Raw genomic sequence first — 22,537 nt, 5'->3', positions numbered from 1 at the left:
TGAATGACCGAGCGGATTGTCAGTTTTGTCATGAGCGGCGGCGTCGGCTCGAGGTTGTGGCCGCTGTCGCGCGAGGACAACCCCAAGCAGTTCCACGATCTGTCCGGCGATGGCTCGATGCTGGCCAAGACCTTGCGTCGGCTGACGGCCCGGCCGGAAGGCGAAACGCCGATCTTCCTGATCGCCGCGGAGCGCCATGCTGATCGCGTTCACGCCGATCTTGCTGGTCTCGACCTCGCCGGCGGCGGTCCGCTGTTCGAGCCGACCGGGCGCAACACAGCCGCCGCCGTCGCACTGGCGACGCTGCGCACGCTGTCCGAATTCGGTGACAGCCTGGTGCTGGTGGTGCCGTCGGATCATGAGATATCGACCCCGCGCCAATTCTGGCAGAGCGTCGAAGCCGGCACCGAGGCAGCGCGCAGTGGACGGCTGGTGGTGTTCGGCATCAAGCCGACACAGCCCGAGACCGGCTACGGCTATATCGAGGTCGCGGCCGAAAGCGGCGGCACCTTCGATGTGTCGCGCTTCGTCGAAAAGCCGGATATTGAGACTGCGCAAAGCTATCTCAAGGCCGGAAATTTCTACTGGAACACCGGTATCTTCCTGTTTCGCGCCGTCGCCATGCGTGATGCCTTCATAGCGTTCCAGCCGGATATCTGGCTGGCTACCGAAGCAGCTTACAGGGCAGCGACATCGGATCTGTCCGGCCTTTACATGCCGCTAGAACTCTACGCCGCCATTCCGTCGAACTCGATCGACTACGCCATCATGGAGCGGGCAAAAGACATCGCCATGGTGCCGGCCGGCTTCCGCTGGAACGATCTCGGCTCCTGGCAGTCGCTGCTCGATGTCGGCCCCGCCGACGACCGGGGCAATGTCATCATCGGCGATGTCGTCGCTATCGATTGCGAGAATTCCTACATTCGCAGTGATGGCCGCCTGCTGTCGGCGATCGGCATGAAGGACATCGCCATCGTTTCGACATCGGATGCCACCTTCGTCGCCCCGGTCAGCCACAGCCAGCACGTCAAGAAGATCGTCGAGCAGCTCGAAAAATCGGGTCGCCTGGAAACCAGGTTCACGCCGGCGCATGACCGCGTCATCGAAAGCGGCGCCTGGCGCCGGCGCGTGCATCACTGGCTGTTTCAGGAGACCTTGCCGCTGTGGTCGACATCGGGGGTCGACGAACGCCATGGCGGCTTTCACGAAGCGCTCGGCCTGGACGCCTCGCCGCTGATGAAGCCCAAGCGCATGCGCACCATGGCAAGGCAGGTCTATGCTTTCGCCGTCGCCCGAGCGCGCGGCTGGGACGGTCCGGCCGACCGGCTGATCAGCCACGGCATCGCCTTCATGGCCGGCAAGGGCCGCACCGACAAGGGCGGCTGGGTTCGGACGCTGAATGTCGACGGTTCGGTCGCCGACGCCACCGAGGATGCCTACGATCATTCCTGCGTGCTCCTGGCGCTCGCGCATGCGCATATGTCTGGCAATCCAGACGCCTTGCGCCTCGGCGAGGAAACCTTCGCCTTTCTCGATGCGCATCTCGAAGACAGCCGCATGACCGGCTTCCTCGAGACATCGGACGGCAAAGGCGAGCGCCGCTCCAACCCGCATATGCATCTGCTCGAGGCCTTCCTCGCTTGGCATCAGGCGACTGGCGAGCGCGCCCATCTGCGCCGCGCAGCGCGCATCATCGACCTCTTCCGAAGTCATTTCTTCGATCCGGAAAGCTGGACGCTTGGCGAGTATTTCGATGCCGAATGGAAGCCATCCGCAGGAGAGAAAGGGTCATGGACCGAGCCTGGCCACCATTTCGAGTGGGCCTCGCTGCTGGTCGATTTCGCTGGACGCAGCGGCCAGGCCGAATTGAGCGGCTTTGCCAGAAAACTTTACGCGTCGGCCACTGCCAATGGCCTCAACCGCGCCACCGGCCTTGCCTATGGCGCCGTCTCGCGGCAGGGCCTGCCGCTCGACCTGATATCACGCAGCTGGCCGCAGGCCGAAGCGGTGAAGGCGGCTATCGCGCTGGATGGTTCGGGCGGGCCGGACCTGAAGCCCGAGATCGAAGCGCGCGTCGGCCGGCTGTTTCGCTGGCACATCGACCCGGCGCCGCTCGGCCTGTGGATCGACCGCATCGACGAGCGCGGCCGCTCACTGGCATCGGACGTGCCGGCCAGCATCTTCTATCATCTGGTCTGTGCGCTGACCCAGTATCTGGACAGCACGGCCGACCCGAAGGCGTAGAGGGTTGATCAGTACGGGCTCGCCACGTCGCCCGTCTCGACATAGATCGACTTCAGCTGCGAATAGAGTGCCAGCGCCGCCAATGAATTCTCACGTCCGATGCCCGACTGCTTGAAGCCGCCGAACGGGATTTCCACCGGCGTCAGATTGTAGGCGTTGATCCAGCAGGTGCCGGCCTGCAGCTCGGCAATGACGCGGTGGGCGCGCGGCAGGTCGCGCGTGAAGACGCCGGCGGCAAGGCCGAATTCGGTGTCGTTGGCGCGGTCGATCACCTCGTCCTCACCGTCGAATTTCAGCACGCTCATGACAGGCCCGAAAATCTCCTCGCGGGCGATGCGCATTGTGTCGGTGACGCCGGTGAACACCGTTGGCTCGACAAAGAACCCCCCCTGGAAACCCTGCAGCGAAGGCACGTTGCCGCCACAGGCAAGCGTTGCTCCGTCCTGCTTGCCGATCTCGATATAGCCCACTACCTTGTCGTGCTGCGCCTTGGAAACCAGCGGCCCCATCTGGGTTTCGGGGTCGAGCGGGTCGCCGATGCGGATTTTCTTGGTCCGCTCGATCAGACGCTCGACGAAGCGGTCGTGAATGCCGCTCTGCACGAAGACGCGCGTGCCGTTGGAACAGATCTGCCCGGTCGAATAGAAATTGCCGAGCATGGCGCCGCCAATGGCGTTCTCGATGTCGGCATCGTCGAACACGATCAGCGGCGACTTGCCGCCAAGCTCCATCGTCGCGTGCTTCATCTTCGAGCCGGCGAGCGACAGCACCTTGCGGCCGGTCGGCACCGAGCCGGTCACCGAGACCTTGGCGACGACATCGTGGCCGACAAGCCCGGCGCCGACATCGCCATAGCCCTGCACGACATTGAACAGGCCGTCAGGCAGCCCCGCTTCGCTGTAGATCTCGGCCAGCGCGAGTGCTGAAAGCGGTGTGTTTTCCGAAGGTTTGAACACCATGGCGTTGCCCATGGCGAGCGCCGGTGCCGATTTCCAGCCGGCGATCTGGATCGGGTAGTTCCAGGCGCCGATGCCGACACAGACGCCGAGCGCTTCGCGCCTTGTGTAGGCGAAGGGTCCGCCGAGATCGACCGACTCGCCATTGTAGGCGGCAACCGCACCGCCGAAATATTCAAGGCAGTCCGCCGCCGAAGGGGCGTCCGCCACCAGCGTTTCCTGGATCGCCTTGCCGGTATCCAATGTCTCGATGCGGGCGAGGTCGGCGTTGCGGGCGCGCAATATGTCGGCGGCGCGGCGCAGGATGCGCCCGCGCTCGACCGGCTTCAGCCGCGCCCAGGCGGGCTGCGCCGCCCGCGCTGCCTCGACGGCGAGTTCCAGCACGTTCGGCGTCGCCGAGCGCAGCATGGCGATGATCTCACCGGTTGCCGGATAGATGACCGGCAGCGGCGCGCCGCCTTCGTCCTCGATGTAGCGTCCGTTGACATAGTGCGATGCCGTGGGCTGAGCGCGCATGGAAGTCTCCAGATTGTCTTTCGCGGCATGCGGATCGTGCAGTCACACGATCATGCTCTATCTGTCCGACGCCTGCCAGCGCGGATTGATCCATGGTTCCTGGTTGGACGGCGCCAGCGGCGTGCGGCCAAGGATGTGGTCGGAAGCCTTCTCGCCGGTCATGATCGAGGGCGCGTTGAGATTGCCGTTGGTGACGCGCGGGAAGATCGACGAATCGGCGACCCGCAAGCCTTCGATGCCGATGACCCGGCACTCCGGATCGACGACACTCATCATGTCGTCGGCGCGGCCCATCTTGCAAGTGCCGCAAGGATGGTAGGCGCTCTCGGCATGATCGCGGATGAAGATGTCGAGCTCGTCGTCCGACTGCATGTGGCTGCCCGGCGAGATTTCCTTGCCGCGATAGGGGTCGAACGCCGACTGCCCGAAGATCTCGCGCGTCAGCCTGATGCAGTGGCGGAACTCCGCCCAATCGTCTGGATGCGACATGTAGTTGAAGCGGATCACCGGCTTGGATTTCGGGTCCGGCGAACGCAGCGTCACCGAACCGCGCGACTTCGAGCGCATCGGTCCGACATGCGCCTGGAAGCCGTGCGATTTCGCAGCCGCCTTGCCATCATAGCGGACTGCCGCCGGGATGAAATGGTACTGGATATCGGGGTAGTCAACGCCGGCGCGCGAGCGCACGAAGGCCGCCGCTTCGAAATGGTTGGTGGCGCCAAGCCCGGTCTTGAGGAACAGCCACTGCGCCCCGATGAGCGCTTTCGAGAACGGATTCAGCACCGAATTGAGCGTGATCGGCAGCAATGATTCCTGCTGGATGTAGAGCTCCATATGGTCCTGCAAATTGCGGCCGACGCCGGGCCTGTCGGCCACCACCGGAATGCCGTTTTCGCGCAAATGTTCGGCCGGGCCGATGCCGGACAGCATCAGGATCTTCGGCGAATTGATCGACGATGCGGCGACAATCACCTCACGTCGCGCCTTAACAACCTGAATCTGTTTGTGAGCTTCGATCTCGACGCCGATGGCGCGCTGATTCTCGATGATCACCCGCCGCGCAAAGCCCTTGACCAGACTTACGTTTTTGCGCTTCAGCGCCGGCTTCAGATAGGCCGATGCCGCCGACCAGCGGCGACCGCCGCTGATGGTCTGCTCCATCGGCCCAAACCCTTCCTGCTTGGAACCATTGTAGTCTTCGGTCAGTTCGAACCCGGCCTGGCGACCAGCCTCGACAAAGGCGCCATAGAGCGGATTTTTACGCGAGCCGCGCTGCACATGCAGCGGCCCGCCATGGCCGCGCCAGCCATCCTCGCCGCCGTCCGAATTTTCCATACGCTTGAAATAGGGGAGCACGTCGGCGAAGCCCCAGCCGGCCGCACCCTCTTCGGCCCAATGGTCGAAATCGCGGGCGTGGCCGCGCACATATACCATACCGTTGATCGAGGACGAGCCGCCGATCACCTTGCCGCGCGGTGTCGCCAGCACACGGCCGCCGAGATGCGGCTCCGGCTCGCTGGCAAAGCCCCAGTCATAGAGGCTCATGTTGAGCGGGATCGACAGCGCCGACGGCATCTGGATCAGCGGCCCGATATCGCTGCCGCCGAATTCGATGACGATGACCGAATGCTTGCCGTCTTCAGACAGGCGATAGGCCATGGCCGAGCCGGCCGAGCCGGAGCCGATGATGACGAAATCTGCTTCAAGCATGGTTCATATGCGCCATGAAATCGGCGAGCGAGACATTGCCGCCGGTAGCCACAACAAGGGCGGTCTTGCCCCTCACATCCACCTTGCCGCCGAGCAGTGCGGCGAGCGAGGCGGCCCCCGAGGGCTCGAGCACCAGCTTCATGCGCTCGAAAGCGATCCGCATGGCGCTGCACACCGATTGGTCGTCGACGGTGATGCCGCGAACACCGGCGGTCTTGACTGCCGCGAAAGGCGCGTCGCCCGGCCGTCGCGACATCAGCCCGTCGCAGATCGACTTCGGCCCGATCGGCATCGTCTCGATGCTGCCATGTGCCAGCGACGAGCCCATGCCGTTGAAACCTTCAGGTTCGACGCCGATGATCTCAGTGGCGGGCGACAGATAGTGGAAGGCGAGCGAAACGCCGCCGATCAGCCCACCGCCACCGACCGAGCAGAACAAAAGATCGGCGCTGGCGCCTTTGGCTTCGAGTTGGTCAAGCGCTTCGAGGCCGGCGCCCGCCTGGCCGGCAACGATCTCCGGATCGTCAAATGGATGCAGCAGGGCCAAGCCTTCGGTCTCGGCGATCTCGCGTGCCTTGGCGGCGGCGACTTCCTCACGCGCGCGTTCGCCATGGTCGGTCAGCACGACGCGGGCGCCATAGCCGGCCGTAGCATCACGCTTGGCGGTCGGTGCGTCGATCGGCATGACGATGGTGACGGGAATGCCGAGCGCCTGGCCGGCAGCCGCCAGCCCTTGCGCGAAATTGCCGGAGGAGTAGGCGACGACGCCTTTCCTGGCCTCATCAGTGGAAAGCTGCTTCAGGCGCCAATAGGCGCCGCGCACCTTGAACGATCCGGCCCATTGCAGCGATTCCGGCTTGATGAAGACGCGGGCCGCACCCGTCTCGCGGGCCAGTGCCGCCGATTCCAGCAGCGGTGTGATCTGCGTCGCCCTGGAGGTGACGGCATAGGCCTGCTTGAGGTGGTCGAGGGAGGGGACGAGAAGGTCTGACATCATTCGCCTCGCGGATACCTTTTGCTCTCTTCGAGATTGTCGAGGTTCATGTGATTGCGCATGTAACGCTCGGACGCTTTTTGCAGCGGCTGGAAATCCCAGGGGTAATAGGCGCCGTTGCGCAGCGCCGGATAGACGACCCAGCGGCGCGCCTGGTTTTCGCGGACAGCGGCGTCGAAGCCGGCCATGTCCCAGCGCGCCTGGACCTTGTCCATGAATGCCGCCACCAGGCCCGCATTGGCCGCGTCGTCGGCCAGATTGTCCCGTTCGAGCGGATCGGCTTCGAGATCGAACAGTTGCGGCGGATCGAGTTCACAATGGACGAATTTGTATCTGCCGTCGCGGATCGCAACCAAGGGCGCGTTGGACCCTTCGGCCGCATATTCCATCAGCACCGGCGCGGTGCGCTCAATACCCTTGGTGAGCGGCAGCAGCGACTGGCCGTCGGTCCACGGCGCGATTGCAGCGATGTCGATGCCGGCGAGGTCGCAAAGCGTCGGCGCCACGTCAAGATTGGAAACCGGCGTCTCGATCAGCCCGGCGTGAACGCCCTTGCCGGCAATCATCAGCGGCACGCGCGCCGAGCCCTCGAAGAAGCTCATCTTGAACCATAGGCCGCGCTCGCCGAGCATGTCGCCGTGGTCCGAGCAGAACAGGATGATTGTGTCGTCGGCCATGCGGGTGCGCTCGAGAACATCCAGGATCTCGCCCAGCTTGTCGTCGACATAGGAGATGTTGGCGAAATAGCCCTGCCGCGAACGACGCACCTGTTCCGGCGTGATCTCGAAGGAAGGATAATCGCTGGCGTGGTACAGCCGCCGGGAATGCGCATCCTGCTCGTCATGCGCGATGAACCCGGTTTCCGGATCCAGCGCCTGGCAATGCTCATAGAGATCCCAATACTGCTTGCGCGCGACATAGGGATCGTGCGGGTGCGACAGCGAGACGGTGAGGCACCATGGCCGATGGCTCGCATCGTCCTGTTCGCGCGAAAGCTGATAGAGCTTCTGTGTGGCTAGGAACACGACCTCGTCGTCATACTCCATCTGGTTGGTGATCTCGGCAACGCCGGCGCCGGTCACCGAGCCCAGATTGTGATACCACCAGTCGATACGCTCGCCGGGCTTGCGGTAGTCCGGCGTCCAGCCGAAATCGGCAGGGTAGATGTCGGTCGTCAGCCGTTCCTCGAAACCGTGCAACTGGTCCGGCCCGACGAAATGCATCTTGCCCGACAGGCAGGTGTAGTAGCCGGCGGCGCGCAGATGATGGGCGAAGGTCGGGATCGACGAGGCGAATTCGGCGGCATTGTCGTAGACGCCGGTGCGCGACGGCAATTGCCCGCTCATGAACGAGGCACGGCCCGGTGCGCAGAGCGGCGACGCCGTGTAGTTGTTGGCAAAGCGCGCCGATCGTGCGGCCAACGCTTTCAGGTGCGGTACGTGCAGAAACTCCGCCGGACCGTCGGGAAACAAGGTGCCGTTGAGCTGGTCGACCATGACGATCAGGAAGTTGGGTCGCTTCATTGTCACTGTTTGCACCGCTCACCGAGTTTGGTTCCGAGATAGTCCTCGACCAGCGCGATCGCGGTCGCGGCGTCGGGCACGCCGTCCTTCAGCGCCCGCCTGATGTAGAGCCCATCGATCATCGCCGCTGTCGCTTCGGCTGCGCGGTCGGCTTCGGCTCTGGGCAAGATGCCGGTCAGCCCGCTCATCAGGTTCGAATGCAGTCGCCGCGCATAGACCCTGAGCAGTCGGCGCAAGGCCGACGATTTCTGCGCTTCGACATAGAAGGCGAGCCAGGCGGCGATGGTTTCCGGCTGGAACTGGATGTCGGAGAAATTGACAGCCACCACGGCCGAAACGCGTTCGCGCGGGGTGGCAGCCGATTGAAGGGCGCGTCGCATGTCGATGGTCAGTTCGGCCAGGATGTGCCGCATCGTCGCCAGCAACAGTTCGTCCTTTGCGCCGAAATAGTGATGGGCAAGAGCCGACGAAACCCCGGCGCGTCCGGCGATCTCGGACATGGTGACGTCGAGCGAGCCGCGCTCGCCGATCGCCGAGATCGTCGCGTCGATCAGCGCCTTGCGGCGCAGCGGTTCCATTCCGACTTTCGGCATCTCGCGATGATCCTTTGAGAAAACAGGATTATTTTTTATTGACGCGTCAATCAACAAAAAAATCGACCGCGATCTTGGCTGTACCAAGCGATTGTCCTTCACGAAGTGGGCAGGATTGTTTATATTTGAACAATAAAGGCGAAATGCGCCCTGAGCCCACATGTTAGGCTGGCGCCAAGGATGGAGACCGCCATGACCGCATGCATCGTTGGCTGGGCGCATTCGCGCTTCGGCAAGCTCGAGGGCGAAACGCTCGAAAATCTGATCGTCAAGGTGGCAACCGACGCGCTCGACCATGCCGGCGTCGGTCCCGACGAGGTCGACGAGATCGTGCTCGGCCATTTCAACGCCGGCTTTTCGGCGCAGGATTTTACCGCCAGCCTGGTGCTTCAGGCCGACGACCGGCTGCGCTTCAAGCCGGCGACGCGCGTCGAGAACGCTTGCGCCACCGGATCGGCCGCGGTCCGTCAGGGCATCCGCGCCATCGACGCCAATGCCGCCCGCATCGTGCTGGTGGTCGGCGCCGAGCAGATGACGACGACGCCGGGGCCGGAGATCGGCAAGAACCTGCTCAAGGCGTCCTATCTGCCCGAGGACGGCGAGACACCGGCGGGTTTCGCCGGCGTCTTCGGCAAGATCGCGCAGGCCTATTTTCAGCGCCACGGCGACCAGTCGGATGCGCTGGCCATGATTGCCGCCAAGAACCACAAGAACGGCGTCGACAACCCCTATGCACAGATGCGCAAGGATTTCGGCTACGAGTTCTGCCGCCAGGAGAGCGAGAAGAACCCGTTCGTTGCCGGCCCACTGAAGCGCACCGACTGCTCGCTGGTCTCCGACGGCGCCGCCGCCCTTATCCTTGCCGACACCGCCACGGCGCTGAAGATGCGCCGTGCCGTTGCCTTCCGCGCCAACGAGCATGTGCAGGATTTCCTGCCGATGTCGAAGCGCGACATCCTGACCTTCGAAGGCTGCGAACAGGCCTGGAACCGGGCGTTGAAATCAGCCGGCGTGACGCTCGACGATCTGTCCTTCGTTGAGACGCATGACTGCTTCACCATTGCCGAACTGATCGAATATGAGGCGATGGGTCTTGCCAAGCCGGGAGAGGGGGCCAAGCTTGCGCTGGACGGCACAACGGCCAGGGATGGCCGCCTGCCGGTCAATCCCTCCGGTGGGCTGAAGGCCAAGGGCCATCCGATCGGCGCCACGGGCGTGTCGATGCATGTCTTGACCGCCATGCAGCTTGTCGGCGAGGCCGGCGGCATCCAGGTGCCGGGCGCCAAGCTTGGCGGCATCTTCAATATGGGCGGTGCCGCGGTCGCCAACTACGTTTCCATTCTCGACCGGATCAGGTAAACCGCCCGCATTTACGGGAGGGTTCATGACAAATCCGGTTCTGATCGAAGTGTTGCGCGGCGCGATCGTCGAGAGCGCGCATCGCGGCTCAGTCGCGGTCTTCGATGGCGATGGCAAGCCCGTCTGGGAGATCGGCGACACAGCCAAGCCGGTGTTTCCGCGCTCGGCGGTCAAGGCGATCCAGGCACTGCCGCTGGTCGAAAGCGGTGCGGCCGATGCCTATGGCTTCGGCAACCGCGAACTGGCGCTCGCCTGTGCGTCCCACTCAGGCGAGCCGGCCCATGTCGAACTGGCGCGATCCATTCTGTCCAAGGTCGGGCTGGATGGGTCGGCGCTCGAGTGCGGCACGCATTGGCCGTCCAATCATGACGCCGAGATTGCGCTCGCCCGCGCCGGCGGCTCGCCGAACGCATTGCACAACAATTGCTCCGGCAAGCATTCCGGCTTCCTCTGCACCTGCGTCCACGCGGGCATTGCGCATCGTGGCTATGTCAAGCCGGGACATGGCTTGCAGGAACTGGTGCGCGACGCCATGCAATCGGTGACGGGCGCTGTCCATGGTGAGGACCAGCGGGCCATCGATGGCTGTTCGATCCCAACCTATGCGGTGCCGCTCAGGAGCTTTGCGATCGGCTTTGCCCGCATGGCCACGACATCAGGTTTTGGCCCCGAGCGAGCCAAGGCCGCGAGGCGGCTGCTGGCCGCCTGCATGGCCGAGCCGTTCTTCGTTGCCGGCACAGGCCGCGAAGACGTCGCACTGATGGAGGCCGCACCAGGGCGGATTTTCACCAAAGGCGGCGCCGAGGGCGTCCATTGTGCCGCAATTCCGGAGCTTGGTCTCGGCATCGCGCTCAAATGCGATGATGGCGCCGGCCGCGCCGGCGAAGCCATGATTGCCACCGTCCTCGCCAAACTGTTGCGCGCCGACGAGGCATTGGCGTTCAAGCTGAGCGAGTTGGCAAACACGCCCATAGAAAACCGCAACGGTGCCAAGGTCGGGGCGCTGAGGCCGACGGCAGCCCTCAACTGACGTGATTGCGCTCGACGGTCAGATGCGCATAGCCGGTATCGTTTGACGAGGCGAGGTCGCCCGTTGCGGGCTCGGCCCAGCGCTGGCCGACAACCGCACCGTTGAGCGCGCCGTCGATGATATTGTCTGAAATGACCGCCGTGCCGGCACCCTCGACCACGGACACGACGATACCGGTTCCGGCCTTGCGGATGATGTTGCCCGTAGCGACGACATTGCGCAGGTAGGGACCCCAGCCGATCTGCATGCCATAAAGCGGCGCGTTCTCGATGACGTTGTTGGAAACGGTGGTGTCGGCCTCAACGCCGATGCCGACGCCAAATCCCGGCGAGTCGGCGGGGTAGGGACCGCTGGTCGACAGATTGCGCACGATGTTGCCGGAGCAGACGCCCATGCGGCCGCCTTCGTTGAAATTGACGATCGAGATGCCGTTGGCGGCGCCGTCGACGATGTTGTTGCTGATGATGGCGCCTTCGAACGAGAACTCGGAATAGACCGCCGTTTCGCCCGAGCGCGAGCAGGTGTTGCCCGATATCTGCAGGTTGCTGGCGCTGTTGGCGCGGATCGCCGAGAAGGCGCAGTCCGAGACGATGTTGCCCGAGATGACGACATTGCCGGCGCGAAAGGCATTGATGCCGTTGCCGTTCTGCCCGGTTCCGCCGCTGCGTGCCTGGATCCGTTGGACGCGGTTGCCGGTGACCATGGTGCCGTCTTCGGCCACCTGCCAGCGGTGCACGAGGATGCCGCCATTGGCGCAATCGGAGACGGTGTTGCCCGTAATGGACAGCCCGCCAGCCTCGACCGAGTAAATGCCGGCATCGGCGGCGCCCGATATCTCGCTGCGCTCGATCCGGCCGATCGCGTGTTCCAGCGCCAGTCCGTTCTTGCTGCTGCCGGTGATCTGACAATTGTCGATGGCGAGGTGCGCGATACGGCGCAGATCGAGCAGCCCTTGCGTGTAATCGCCCATCGTGCGGTTCGAACCATCAAAGACCAGACCGCTGAGTTCGATATGGTCAGCCTGTTCGGCCATGAAAAGGTGGCCGTCACCGCCGTAAACGACGCGCGTCGCGCCCGGCACCCCGGAAAGACGTACGCGGCCGGGCAGTGAAAGATTGGAGACGACATAGGTGCCGGGCGGCAGGAACACCGGCATATCGCGGGCATTGGCGTCACGCAGCAGCTTGGCGAAGGTCTTGCTCTGATCGTCTGATGTGCCGGGCTGCACGCCGAGTTCTGTGGCATTGATCGAGCCGCGCATCGAGGCTTTCTCGATGCCGCTCAAGCTTGCGGCCACCGCCTTGCCGAGCGCAAGCCCCATGACGGCAAAGCCGGCGGTCCCAGTCAGCAGCGTTCGCCTGTTCAACATCGGCACAGAATCCCAGCGTTGAGCCAGCTATCGCAGGAATCGTGCCAGCCGTTCTGTCTCTCCTGCCGAGCGCGCGACAATGGCTTGTCGAGCAGCCTCTGCGGGCCTAAGTTCAGGAAATGAGCAGAGCTTTCACCCGCGAGGAAGACAGCGAAAATGCCATCGCCGGCGTCGGTGAGCGGCCGGTCAGCCACCATCGCAATCTGGTGACGGAACGCGGCCTGGCGCAGATCGAGGACAATCTCGCCGATCTGCGCGACATACTGGCGAAGGCCGAACGCAAAGCCGACCGCGAGCGCATCGCGGTCGTGTCGCGCGACCTGCGCTATTGGACCGCCCGGCGTGAAAGCGCCGAACTCTCGGTGCCGGAGCCGGGCAGTAACCTTGTGCGCTTCGGCATGGGCGTCACGATCGAGAGCAATGACGGCAGGAAGGTCCACTGGAAAATTGTCGGCGAAGACGAGGCTGATCCCACCAAGGGTAGCATTTCGCATGTTTCGCCGATGGCGGTCGCCCTATTCGGCAAGAAGATCGGCGACTTGGCCAGCGTCAACGGCAAGGAATGGGAAATCGTCAAGCTTTCCGAGAGCTAATCCTCGATCTTGACGACATGGTCGCGGAAGAACGCCGCGGCTCCGGCTTCATCGATCTCGCCTGAAGCAACGGCCATGACGAATTCGTAGAGCGTGCCGTTGTCGGCTGTCAGGACATGGCCGTTCACGATCAAAAATGCACCGGCTGCAACTATGGCCGTGCGCTTGTTGCCGTCGACAAAGGCATGATTTCTTGCGATGCCGAAGACATAGGCGGCTGCTAGGTCTTCAACCGAAGGGTTTTCGTAGTTGGCCTTGTTCTCGGCACGCGCGAGCGCAGATTCGAGAGCATTTTCATCTCTCAAACCTTGAGCACCGCCATGCCTGCGCAACTGCTCGGCATGCATCGCTTCAACCGCACGCCGGGTAAGGAACTCCCAGCTCATTCGGCGAGCTTCTGAAGCGCGACCTTGTATTTGTCCATGACCTTGCGAGCAGCTTCCATCTGCCGCTCGAAACTGTCGTCCATCGGCTCAAGGGCAATGCCCTTGTCCGTTTCGACGATCTGGAGCTGATCACCTGTCTTCATGTTCAGACGATCGAGCAGATCCTTGGGCAGGATCACACCTTCCGAATTACCGATCTTGCGAATGGTCGTGTTCATGACAGATATCCTGTTGCAACGCCGATTATAACTCGACCGGCGAGAAGTTGCAACAGGTATTATAACAAGCCTAGCGGACCGCCAGCAGCCGGTCCAGCAGCCGATCCGCCGCCTCCGGAATAACAGTTCCCGGCGGGAAGATCTCGGCAGCGCCGGCCTGTCGCACCGCGTCATAGTCTTGCGGTGGGATGACGCCGCCGGCGACGATCAGCATGTCGCCGCAGCCGAGCTTTTTCAGCGCGTCGCGCAGTTCGGGGATCAGCGTCAGATGTCCCGCCGCCAGCGACGAGGCGCCGACGATGTGGACGTCCTGTGCGACCGCCAGCTTGGCGATCTCCTCCGGTGTCTGGAACATCGCGCCGACGGTGACGTCGAAGCCGAGATCGGCGAAGGCCGTGGCGATGACCTTCTGGCCGCGGTCGTGGCCGTCCTGTCCCATCTTGGCGACCAGGATGCGCGGCTTGCCGCCGGTCTTCTTCTCGAAGGCGTCAAGCTTGTCCTGCAGACCGTCGACCACGGGATGATCGCCAAGCGCCTTCCGATAGACCCCGGAAATGGTCTGTACCGTGGCGACGTGGCGCCCAAACGCCCTTTCCAACGCGAATGAAATCTCGCCGACCGTGGCATTGGCGCGCGCCGCTCGGATGGCGAATTCCAGCAGGTTTTCATTGCCTTGCGCGGCACGGGTCAGCTCATCGAGCGCGCTTTCGACGGCGGCGACGTCGCGCGTGCCCTTCAGCCGTTGCAGCTTCGACAATTGCCGGGCCCTGACCTCGGCATTGTCGATCTTCAGCACGTCGACCTCGATGTCGGTCTCGGGCCGATGGGCGTTGACGCCGACCAGCATCTGCTCGCCGGAATCGATGCGCGCCTGCGTGCGCGCGGCGGCTTCCTCGATGCGCAGCTTGGGAATGCCCTGTTCGGTCGCCGCTGCCATGCCGCCGAGCGCCTCGACCTCCTCGATGTGGGCAAGAGCGCGCGCCGCCAGATCATGCGTCAGCCGTTCGAGATAGGCCGAACCGCCCCACGGGTCGATGATGCGCGTGGTGCCGGATTCCTTTTGCAGGATGAGCTGGGTGTTGCGGGCGATCCGCGCCGAGTGGTCGGTCGGCAGCGCCATCGCCTCGTCGAAGGAATTGGTGTGCAGCGACTGGGTGTGGCCCTGCGTTGCAGCCATCGCCTCGATCATGGTGCGGATGATGTTGTTGTAGGGATCCTGCGCCGTCAGCGACCAGCCAGAAGTCTGGCAATGGGTGCGCAGCGACAGCGAGCGCTCGTCCTTGGGCGAAAAATTCTTCTGCATCAGGGTCGCCCACAACAGGCGCGCGGCCCGCAGCTTGGCGACTTCCATGAAGAAATTCATGCCGATGGCCCAGAAGAAGGACAGGCGAGGCGCAAAGCGGTCGATGTCGAGGCCCGCCGCGACGCCGGCGCGGGCATATTCGATGCCATCGGCGATCGTGTAGGCGAGCTCAAGGTCGGCCGTCGCGCCGGCCTCCTGCATGTGATAGCCGGAGATCGATATCGAATTGAACTTCGGCATGTTCTTCGATGTGTATGAGAAGATGTCCGACACGATCCGCATCGAAGGTTTTGGCGGATAGATGTAGGTGTTGCGGACCATGAACTCCTTCAAAATGTCGTTCTGAATGGTCCCGGCGAGATCCCTCTGTGCAACGCCCTGTTCTTCCGCGGCGACGATGTAAAGCGCCATGATCGGCAGCACCGCGCCGTTCATCGTCATCGATACCGTCATCTCGTCGAGCGGAATGCCGTCGAAGAGCTGCCGCATGTCGAGGATGGAATCGATGGCGACGCCCGCCATGCCAACATCGCCGGCAACGCGCGGGTGGTCGCTGTCATAGCCGCGATGCGTGGCGAGATCGAAGGCGACCGACAGCCCCTTCTGGCCGGCGGCAAGGTTGCGCCGGTAAAAGGCGTTGGAATCTTCGGCCGTCGAGAAACCGGCATATTGCCGGATCGTCCAGGGCTGCTGGACATACATGGTCGGGTAGGGGCCGCGCACGAAGGGCGGCAGCCCCGGATAGGTGTCGAGATGCGGCAGCCCCTTGAGATCGCTTTGATTGTACAGATGCTTGGCAATGAGCCCTTCCGGCGTGGTCCGCTGGCCTTTGACCTCGACAGGCGTGCGGCGTGGCGGGACCCAGCCGATCTGGCCGAAGTCCGGGATCAAGAGCCGGCTCCGATCGATTGGTCGATGCGGACTGGAAACAGCGGCTCGCAGACGGCAACGCCTTCGGTGAAGGCCGGCCGCCGTTCCGCCGCCAGCGTCTCGACCGGACGTTCGTCTTTCGATGGATAGAGCGTGGTGCCGACGATGGCCCGTTGGCCTGTGCGGTAGGCTGCATTGCGCTGCTCCGCCGCTGCGTGGACGCGCTTCTGGATGTGTCCGTCCTGAAGGCTGGACAGGACACCGCCCTCGGCTTCGATCGTCTGCAACTCCGCCCAGGCCAGTTCGCACAATTCCGCGGTCAGCGCTTCCACAGCGCCGGAACCATAGGCGGGATCGGTGACATGATCGATATGGCTTTCATTGGCCATGATCAGCTGCGTGTTGCGGGCAACACGACGGGCAAAACCCGCCGGCAGACCGTGCGCGATCGTGTGCGGCAGGATGGAGATCGAATCGGCGCCGCCGCACGCCGCGGCAAAGCATGCAATGGTGGTGCGCAGGATGTTGGTCTCCGGGTCCATCGCCGTCATCATGCGAAACGACGTCTCGGCATGGATACTGGCCGTGGATGTCGGGATCGAACAAGCCTCCTGCACCCGCGCCCAGAGGCTGCGCAGCGCCCGCATCTTGGCTATCGACAGCAACTGGTCCTGGTCGACGCTGAGTGCAAAACCGATATGAGGTGCGGCATAGACAAGCGGCTGCCGCGCCGTCTCGAACATTCTGAGGTAGGAGACAGCCGAAGCCAGCATGATGCCAAGTTCCTGCGCTTCCGTGGCGCCGGCATTGTGGAACACGCGCCCGTCAGCTTCCAGCAGCACGCCCGGAACGCCCATCGCGAAGAAATGCGCCAGCGACTGCGGCATGGAGGCCCGCAGCGCCTCGATCGACATGCGCAGCCGACCCGTTCCCGCGAAGATCGCTGCTGGATCGATGCCGAAGGAGAGGTTGAGTTTTGCCGGGTCCGACCGCCGCTTGCTCAGGAAAGCGACCAGCCAGTCGGCCACGGCGCGGCTCCAGGGATGGGCGTCGATGCGAACCTGGATGCGGTTGAGCGGTATGCCGTCCAGCACCGCCTCCAACGCCTCCGCCGTTCTCGGCAAGCCGTATCCGAACGCGTTCGGCGCCCCCTCGAAGACCAGCGACAATCCCGTGGCACCCTGTGCCACATCTTCCAGCGCTTGGCTTCTGGCGCGGTTGGTGTCGGGATCGTCGACCCGCTGGCTGACGATCCATGACGATTTCGGGTTTGCGCGCACGATCGGTTCCGCCGCAGTGCTGCGGTCGTAGAGCGGTTCGATACGGATGTTGTCGTCGCTGTGCGAGACCAGCCTTTCCTCGAAGGAAGCGCCTGCCAAAGCCTTTTCCGCCAAGGCGAGCCATCGCTGGCGCTCGATGTTTTCGGGTTCCACGTCCTGGATCAAGGCTCCGGCGCCCATCCGTCCTCCTCGTTTCATACGGCCGCACCAGCCGGGAGCGGTCCAGTCTACGGTCCCCGGTCCGATATCGCAATGCAATGCGCTTTCAGAGACCGGATTCGATCCATCAGATATAGGTCAGTCCGCATGGACGACGATTGCCAAACAGCGGCAAAATCCGCAAGCTCCAAAAACCCGATTTGACCGAATGGGGCGATTTGGACGAATGGCCCGGATTTGGGCGAATGGCCCGGATTTGGACGAAGGGCCCCGATTTGGACGAATGGCATTGTCGCTGCGCAATGGCCTCACTATACCTGCGGCAAGGCCCCTGGCTTTAGACACATCAGTTTGCGGAGACCGGACATATGGCTGACGACACCAGTATTTTCATCGGCGCCAGCCGCAAGCCCGACGACAGCTATCAGCGTGCCGAGCAACTGTTGCTGCAATATGGGAATCGTCATGGCCTGGTGACCGGCGCCACCGGTACCGGCAAGACTGTCACCTTGCAGATCCTGGCCGAAGGATTTTCCAACGCCGGCGTGCCGGTGTTCTGCGCCGACATCAAGGGCGATCTATCGGGCATCGCGATGATGAGCACGGCACAGGATTTCCTCGTCAAGCGGGCCGAACAGGTCAAGCTAGATCCTTATGACTTCCAGGAATTTCCCGTTATTTTCTGGGACTTGTTCGGCGAGCAGGGTCATCCCATCCGCGCCACGGTCTCGGAAATGGGGCCGTTGTTGCTGTCGCGCCTGATGAACCTGACGGAGGCGCAGGAAGGCATCATGAACATCGCCTTCCGCCTGGCGGACGAGGAAGGCCTGCTGCTGCTCGACATGAAGGACCTGCAGGCGCTGCTCGCCAACATCGCCGAGCGCGCCGACGAGATCGGCTCACGCTATGGCAACGTGACGAAGCCATCGGTCGGGGCTATCCAGCGCACGCTGCTGGTCCTGGAGCAACAGGGAGCCGCAAATTTCTTCGGCGAACCGGCACTGCGTATCGCCGATATCATGCGCACCACCCGCGACGGACGCGGCGCCATCAGCGTGCTTGCCGCCGACAAGCTGATGATGAATCCGCGGCTCTACGCGACCTTCCTGCTATGGCTGATGTCGGAACTGTTCGAGGTGCTGCCGGAAGTCGGCGACCCCGACAAGCCGAAGCTGGTGTTCTTTTTCGACGAGGCGCATCTTCTGTTCGACGAAGCACCCAAGGTGCTGATCGATCGCGTCGAACAAGTGGTCCGACTGATCCGCTCGAAGGGCGTCGGCGTCTATTTCGTCACGCAGAACCCGTTGGATATCCCTGAAAAAGTCCTGGCCCAGCTCGGCAATCGCGTCCAGCACGCGCTGCGCGCCTATACGCCGCGTGAGCAGCAGGCGGTGAGGACGGCGGCCGAAACGTTCCGGCCAAATCCCGATTTCGACTGCATGACCGCCATTACCCAGCTTGCCACGGGCGAAGCGCTGGTCTCGACGCTGGAGGCCAAGGGTGTCCCGTCCATGGTGCAGCGGACCCTGATCCGCCCGCCGTCGTCGCGCCTTGGACCGATAACGGCAGCCGAGCGACAAAAGCTGATCCAGGAAAGCCCGGTCGCCGGCCAGTACGATCAGGCCGTCGATCGCGAGTCGGCTTTCGAAATGCTGCAAAAAAAAGCTAAGGACGCGCAGGATGCCGAAGAGCAGGCCCAGCAGGCCGGCAGCGGCGGCTCGCGCTGGACCATTCCGGGCTTCGGCAATGACGATCCCGCGCCGCAATCGGGTGGCAGGCGCACATCTGCACCGCGCCCGTCCAACCGCCAGACGGTGGCCGAGGCGGCGATCAAGTCGGTGGTGCGCTCGGTTGGCTCGTCGGTCGGCCGGGCAATCGTGCGCGGCATATTGGGGAGTCTGTCGAGGGGACGATGAGCTTCGGATCCAAGGCAGGGGCATCCGCTTTGGCGAAATGTCCGTGGCTTGGAGCCGCATCGGATAAGCGGCACTGGGACAGCCGGTTTTGCCGGAAAGACGTTGGCCGGTTCGAGTAGGGCCTGAACCGACCTTTTCTGCGTCAGGTCGCTTCGAGCACCATGTTGAGTGGGGTCTGGGCGGCCCGCCGGACGCGAGAGAACCCACCTGACCGGATCACCTCCGTCAGCCGGTTCTCTCCTGCTTGAGCGCCGAGCGCGAGGCCTGTCTCCTGTGCCAGTGATGTGGGAACGCAGATCATTGTCGAGGCCGAGTAGTACAGCCGTCCGACGGGATTGATATTTTCCTCCAGAGTATCTCCCGCCATTGGTTCGACAACCATCCAGGTGCCGCCCTCTTTTAGCGATTTGCGAATATGCACCGCCGCGGCCTTTGGGTCGCCCATATCGTGTAGGCAGTCGAAGCAGGTGATCAGATCGAAGTCACGCCCGCCAAAATCTTGCGCCCGGCCGACCTCGAAACTCAGGTTCGTCAGTCCGTACGACCGGGCATGCGCGGTCGCGGCGGCAATCGAGGCTGGATGGAAGTCGTAACCTATGAAGCGGGAGGCGGGGAACGCCTGCGCCATCAGGATCGTCGACAGACCGTGCCCACACCCAACGTCGGCCACCGATGCCCCTGCCTTCAACTTGGCTACGACACCGTCAAGCGCCGGCAGCCAGTCCTTCACCAGGGCATTGACATAACCCGGCCGAAACAGACGTGACACGGCGCAAAACAGACACCCTGCCTGATCGCCCCAGGCAACGCCTCGCCCGGTCTTGAAAGCCGATTCCACTTTTGGCTGGTTCTCGACCATAGCAGCCGCGGTGTCGAACCCGCCAATCAGATGGACCGGGCTGTCGGATTCGGCAAATACGAATGACTGCTCGGGCGTCAGCGAAAACCGTCCATGTTCATAGTACACGTAGCCGGACGCCGCCTGCGCCGACAGCCATTCACGAACGTAGCGACGCGCGCATCCTGCAGCATCGGCAAGTTCGTCGGCCTTCGCAGGGCCGATTTCCTTGAGCGTTTTGTAGAGACCCAGCGCATCTCCGATCCGAACCAGCGGCACGCTGACTGCACCACCAAGGTCTGCCAGAACGCGGCCTACCAGTTCATTGAGCTTGGTTTCATTGAGTTGCGTCATGTCGGGTTCCTCCTGATCTTCGGACGACGGCTTGTCGTTCCGTCGATTCCGAGGATGAGCCCCCCTCTGATGATGGGCATGATGCAGCGGTCCCGTGGGGGAAGTGAAAGCGAACGCAAATAGGGACAGAAGTCCCTTGTTTGTGGTCTGCGAGGAACTCAATCGGGCTGGGGCGCTCGTTCTCTGTCGGAGAGCGTCATCACGATTGCCTGCGATCGGCTGTGGACGCCGAGCTTGCTGAAGGTCATCGACAGTTGATTGCGCACGGTCTTCACGCTCTTGCTCAAGCGCTGCGCGATCGCGCGGTTGTCCAGTCCCTGTTTGACCAGATCAAGAAGCGCCGCCTCTGCAGGTGTCAGGCCAGCCTCTCGGATTGCGCGTGGCTGCCTGGGCCGCTCATGTCCGAGGAAGGCATCGAGTTCATCCTGGAACACCTTCCAGGCTGGCTCGGTCGGCAGGAGAACGTGATTTTTGCTTTCAAGCGGCAGGAAGCGGGCTCCAGGGATCGCTGCGGCAAGCTTGCAGCCTTCATCGAACGGCACGCGCATGTCCCCGCGGCTGTGCGCGATCAACGTCGGGACGCGGAGTTTTACCGCGAGGTCGAGGACGTCGATCCCTTGCATCTGCCAGAGCAGGCGGGCGGCTACGTCGGCGCTTGCCGTCACGCGCTCAAGATCGCCCCACCAGCGATGCTGTTCTTGTGTCCCGTTGGGAATGAAAAGGTTGGTGAAGAACTGGCAGAACGCAGGATTTTCACGTCCCCAGCCGATGCGCACGAAATTGACGAGTGTTTCGGCTTCCAACCGCTCGGCCTCGGTGTGTGCTCGAACTCTCGCACCTTGGCCATAGGCATTCAGCAGCACCAGATGCGACACCCGCTCAGGATGCCGCAGCGCATAGGCGATGCTGAGAGCGCCGCCTTGCGAAAGACCGAGCAGAACGAAACTTGGCTGCTCAATGGTCGCCGTCACGGCGTCCAGGTCTGCGTGCCACGCTTCGATCGAGAGGTCGGCGACATGGCGATCCGACAGACCGCAGCCGCGTGGATCGTAGCGAACAAACTGGTTGTGGGCCGAAAGGGCCTGGAGCCATGGCCGCCAAACCGGGCTTGCGAGATCATAGTCGACATGGCTCAGCCAGTGCGCCGCCCGAACGATCACCTTGCCTTCCCCGCACGATGCGACAGCGATGCGGGTACCGTCCTCGGACGTGCAGAACCGTATGCTCTGGCTGAGTTTCATCACCCCAGAATATCGCAGTGGGACGCCACGCGACAGACCGGTCTCCGCCGACGCAGAATCGTTTCCGTTTCAGAGAGACAATCCGGTGAAGGAGCGTCGCAACCGCCGCTCCTTCGCCTGATCAGAAAATCGAATTCGTGATCGCCTTGACCGGTCCAAGCAGCACCGATCCGTCCGGCACGCCGGCGTCGATCGGGATCGCCTGTCGGTTGGCCGTCGCCACCATGGGTTGGCTGGCGTCGCTGGTCACGACGACCGGAGTCTTCGAGGGCACGCGATCATAGAGGTCGATAATGTCCTGGTTCATCAGTCGCACGCAGCCTGACGACACCGACTTGCCGATCGACCGCCACTCCGGCGAGCCGTGCAGACGATAAAGCGTGTCGACATTGCCCTGGAACAGATAGAGCGCGCGTGCGCCGAGCGGGTTCTTCAGGCCGCCGGGCATGCCGCCATTGTCGGCGCTATAGGGCTTCAATTCCGGCTGACGGGCGATCATTTCATCCGGCGGCGTCCACTTCGGCCATTTCTGCTTCCACTGAACGACGGCGTCGCCGGACCATTCGAAGCCGGCACGGCCAAGGCCGACACCGTAGCGTATCGCCTGACCGCCCGGACGAACCAGATAAAGGAAGTGGCCGGTGGTATCGACGACTATGGTTCCCGGCTTCTGTCCCGTCGGGTCGGGAACGATCTGACGCAGGAACTGCGGATCGATCTGGTCGACGGGGATGGCCGGCAAATCGAAGCCGCCGTCGCTGACAGCGGCGTACATCGTCACATAATCGGCCAGAGGCGGCTCGACATAGGTTGGTGGCGGCGGCTCGACCGGACCCGGCCCGGTGGTGGCGCATGCGGAAACCGCGATCGAAGCGGCGCCCAAGGCTGCGGCGTTGAGAAAGCCGCGACGGCTCAGGCGAAAAGATTCGATTTCGGTTATGGACATGGTTGCCTTCTTTAAGTCTCAAATCGCAACAAAACGTGAATTCGCCGACAGTTGCGCGGGTGCCTGACAACACCTGGGGCGATAGGCGGTTCCGATTCTGGCCCGAACGTGGGCAAACAAAGGCGAAGCTGTGACCAGG

General features: G+C 63.1%; 18 protein-coding genes. 5 read left to right on the top strand and 13 right to left on the bottom strand.

Going from position 1 to position 22,537, the window contains the following annotated elements; all coding sequences use genetic code 11:
- The first annotated feature begins 3 nt into the window (after positions 1–3).
- The gene (locus EJ079_RS30230; protein ID WP_127810952.1) at positions 4–2,244 is read left to right on the top strand and encodes a mannose-1-phosphate guanylyltransferase/mannose-6-phosphate isomerase; all 2,241 of its coding nucleotides are present in this window, start codon (positions 4–6) and stop codon (positions 2,242–2,244) included.
- A gap of 8 nt (positions 2,245–2,252) precedes the next feature.
- Here the strand turns inward: EJ079_RS30230 and betB are convergent, their stop codons facing one another.
- The 5 genes from betB to betI are packed head-to-tail and all read right to left on the bottom strand — an operon-like array spanning position 2,253 to position 8,536.
- On the bottom strand, positions 2,253–3,716 hold the full coding sequence (betB, locus tag EJ079_RS30225; RefSeq protein ID WP_127810951.1) for a betaine-aldehyde dehydrogenase: 1,464 nt from the start codon (positions 3,714–3,716) through the stop codon (positions 2,253–2,255).
- Positions 3,717–3,773: 57 nt separating this feature from the next.
- Complete coding sequence (betA, locus tag EJ079_RS30220) at positions 3,774–5,426, bottom strand: choline dehydrogenase (RefSeq protein ID WP_127810950.1); 1,653 nt, start codon at positions 5,424–5,426, stop codon at positions 3,774–3,776.
- Positions 5,419–6,420 (bottom strand): threonine/serine dehydratase, encoded by a 1,002-nt coding sequence (locus EJ079_RS30215; RefSeq protein WP_127810949.1) that lies wholly within the window; start codon positions 6,418–6,420, stop codon positions 5,419–5,421. The genes betA and EJ079_RS30215 overlap by 8 nt, the downstream gene beginning before the upstream one ends.
- Positions 6,420–7,949: a choline-sulfatase gene (gene betC, locus EJ079_RS30210; RefSeq protein WP_164873877.1), complete on the bottom strand. Its 1,530-nt coding sequence runs from the start codon at positions 7,947–7,949 to the stop codon at positions 6,420–6,422. The genes EJ079_RS30215 and betC overlap by 1 nt, the downstream gene beginning before the upstream one ends.
- Entirely contained in the window at positions 7,946–8,536 is a 591-nt protein-coding gene (gene betI / locus EJ079_RS30205; protein WP_127810947.1) for a transcriptional regulator BetI, read from the bottom strand. Before betI ends, betC begins: the two co-directional genes overlap by 4 nt.
- Positions 8,537–8,728: 192 nt before the next feature.
- Here betI and EJ079_RS30200 point away from each other — a divergent pair, with 192 nt between their 5' ends.
- Positions 8,729–9,895 (top strand): acetyl-CoA acetyltransferase, encoded by a 1,167-nt coding sequence (locus EJ079_RS30200; protein ID WP_127810946.1) that lies wholly within the window; start codon positions 8,729–8,731, stop codon positions 9,893–9,895.
- Positions 9,896–9,920: 25 nt separating this feature from the next.
- Entirely contained in the window at positions 9,921–10,925 is a 1,005-nt protein-coding gene (locus EJ079_RS30195; protein WP_127810945.1) for an asparaginase, read from the top strand.
- On the opposite strand, the gene EJ079_RS30190 is transcribed toward EJ079_RS30195, so the two are convergent.
- A complete protein-coding gene (locus EJ079_RS30190; protein WP_127810944.1) occupies positions 10,918–12,294 on the bottom strand; it encodes a TIGR03808 family TAT-translocated repetitive protein in 1,377 nt (458 codons plus the stop codon). The two genes, EJ079_RS30195 and EJ079_RS30190, sit on opposite strands and share 8 nt — an antisense overlap.
- A gap of 119 nt (positions 12,295–12,413) precedes the next feature.
- Here EJ079_RS30190 and greA point away from each other — a divergent pair, with 119 nt between their 5' ends.
- Complete coding sequence (gene greA / locus EJ079_RS30185; RefSeq protein ID WP_127810943.1) at positions 12,414–12,887, top strand: transcription elongation factor GreA; 474 nt, start codon at positions 12,414–12,416, stop codon at positions 12,885–12,887.
- Here greA and EJ079_RS30180 read toward each other — a convergent pair.
- From EJ079_RS30180 to EJ079_RS30165, 4 genes are all read right to left on the bottom strand, one after another.
- Positions 12,884–13,273 carry a type II toxin-antitoxin system death-on-curing family toxin gene (locus EJ079_RS30180; RefSeq protein ID WP_127269972.1) on the bottom strand — a complete coding sequence of 130 codons (390 nt, stop codon included), beginning with the start codon at positions 13,271–13,273 and terminating at the stop codon, positions 12,884–12,886. The genes greA and EJ079_RS30180 overlap by 4 nt on opposite strands.
- Positions 13,270–13,491 (bottom strand): AbrB/MazE/SpoVT family DNA-binding domain-containing protein, encoded by a 222-nt coding sequence (locus EJ079_RS30175; protein WP_127269970.1) that lies wholly within the window; start codon positions 13,489–13,491, stop codon positions 13,270–13,272. Before EJ079_RS30175 ends, EJ079_RS30180 begins: the two co-directional genes overlap by 4 nt.
- 70 nt (positions 13,492–13,561) lie before the next feature.
- A complete protein-coding gene (gene scpA, locus EJ079_RS30170) occupies positions 13,562–15,685 on the bottom strand; it encodes a methylmalonyl-CoA mutase (protein ID WP_127810942.1) in 2,124 nt (707 codons plus the stop codon).
- Positions 15,682–17,124, bottom strand: a complete 1,443-nt coding sequence (locus tag EJ079_RS30165; protein WP_127810941.1) for a methylmalonyl-CoA mutase subunit beta — start codon at positions 17,122–17,124, stop codon at positions 15,682–15,684. Before EJ079_RS30165 ends, scpA begins: the two co-directional genes overlap by 4 nt.
- 347 nt (positions 17,125–17,471) lie before the next feature.
- Between EJ079_RS30165 and EJ079_RS30160 the strand changes: the two genes are divergently transcribed.
- Positions 17,472–19,019, top strand: a complete 1,548-nt coding sequence (locus EJ079_RS30160; RefSeq protein WP_127810940.1) for a helicase HerA-like C-terminal domain-containing protein — start codon at positions 17,472–17,474, stop codon at positions 19,017–19,019.
- A 142-nt stretch (positions 19,020–19,161) separates the two neighbouring features.
- Here the strand turns inward: EJ079_RS30160 and EJ079_RS30155 are convergent, their stop codons facing one another.
- From EJ079_RS30155 to EJ079_RS30145, 3 genes are all read right to left on the bottom strand, one after another.
- Complete coding sequence (locus EJ079_RS30155; RefSeq protein ID WP_127810939.1) at positions 19,162–20,211, bottom strand: class I SAM-dependent methyltransferase; 1,050 nt, start codon at positions 20,209–20,211, stop codon at positions 19,162–19,164.
- Between the two features lie 158 nt (positions 20,212–20,369).
- Positions 20,370–21,452 carry an alpha/beta fold hydrolase gene (locus tag EJ079_RS30150; RefSeq protein WP_127810938.1) on the bottom strand — a complete coding sequence of 361 codons (1,083 nt, stop codon included), beginning with the start codon at positions 21,450–21,452 and terminating at the stop codon, positions 20,370–20,372.
- A gap of 121 nt (positions 21,453–21,573) precedes the next feature.
- Entirely contained in the window at positions 21,574–22,398 is an 825-nt protein-coding gene (locus EJ079_RS30145) for a L,D-transpeptidase (RefSeq protein WP_127810937.1), read from the bottom strand.
- Positions 22,399–22,537 lie beyond the last annotated feature (139 nt).

The organism is Mesorhizobium sp. M7A.F.Ce.TU.012.03.2.1 (assembly GCF_004006095.1).
Classification (GTDB): domain Bacteria; phylum Pseudomonadota; class Alphaproteobacteria; order Rhizobiales; family Rhizobiaceae; genus Mesorhizobium.
Note: the sequence above shows the minus strand (reverse complement) of the source record. Positions and strands in the feature narration are given on the sequence as shown.

Bases quoted from the DNA above. Each gene is read 5' to 3' on its own strand.
- betI (WP_127810947.1), bottom strand. From the start codon at position 8,536: ATGCCGAAAGTCGGAATGGAACCGCTGCGCCGCAAGGCGCTGATCGAC.
- EJ079_RS30160 (WP_127810940.1), top strand. From the start codon at position 17,472: ATGGCTGACGACACCAGTATTTTCATCGGCGCCAGCCGCAAGCCCGAC.
- EJ079_RS30145 (WP_127810937.1), bottom strand. From the start codon at position 22,398: ATGTCCATAACCGAAATCGAATCTTTTCGCCTGAGCCGTCGCGGCTTT.
- EJ079_RS30215 (WP_127810949.1), bottom strand. From the start codon at position 6,420: ATGTCAGACCTTCTCGTCCCCTCCCTCGACCACCTCAAGCAGGCCTAT.
- EJ079_RS30150 (WP_127810938.1), bottom strand. From the start codon at position 21,452: ATGAAACTCAGCCAGAGCATACGGTTCTGCACGTCCGAGGACGGTACC.
- EJ079_RS30175 (WP_127269970.1), bottom strand. From the start codon at position 13,491: ATGAACACGACCATTCGCAAGATCGGTAATTCGGAAGGTGTGATCCTG.
- EJ079_RS30165 (WP_127810941.1), bottom strand. From the start codon at position 17,124: ATGGGCGCCGGAGCCTTGATCCAGGACGTGGAACCCGAAAACATCGAG.
- greA (WP_127810943.1), top strand. From the start codon at position 12,414: ATGAGCAGAGCTTTCACCCGCGAGGAAGACAGCGAAAATGCCATCGCC.
- betB (WP_127810951.1), bottom strand. From the start codon at position 3,716: ATGCGCGCTCAGCCCACGGCATCGCACTATGTCAACGGACGCTACATC.
- EJ079_RS30200 (WP_127810946.1), top strand. From the start codon at position 8,729: ATGACCGCATGCATCGTTGGCTGGGCGCATTCGCGCTTCGGCAAGCTC.
- EJ079_RS30230 (WP_127810952.1), top strand. From the start codon at position 4: ATGACCGAGCGGATTGTCAGTTTTGTCATGAGCGGCGGCGTCGGCTCG.
- EJ079_RS30195 (WP_127810945.1), top strand. From the start codon at position 9,921: ATGACAAATCCGGTTCTGATCGAAGTGTTGCGCGGCGCGATCGTCGAG.
- EJ079_RS30190 (WP_127810944.1), bottom strand. From the start codon at position 12,294: ATGTTGAACAGGCGAACGCTGCTGACTGGGACCGCCGGCTTTGCCGTC.
- EJ079_RS30155 (WP_127810939.1), bottom strand. From the start codon at position 20,211: ATGACGCAACTCAATGAAACCAAGCTCAATGAACTGGTAGGCCGCGTT.
- EJ079_RS30180 (WP_127269972.1), bottom strand. From the start codon at position 13,273: ATGAGCTGGGAGTTCCTTACCCGGCGTGCGGTTGAAGCGATGCATGCC.
- betA (WP_127810950.1), bottom strand. From the start codon at position 5,426: ATGCTTGAAGCAGATTTCGTCATCATCGGCTCCGGCTCGGCCGGCTCG.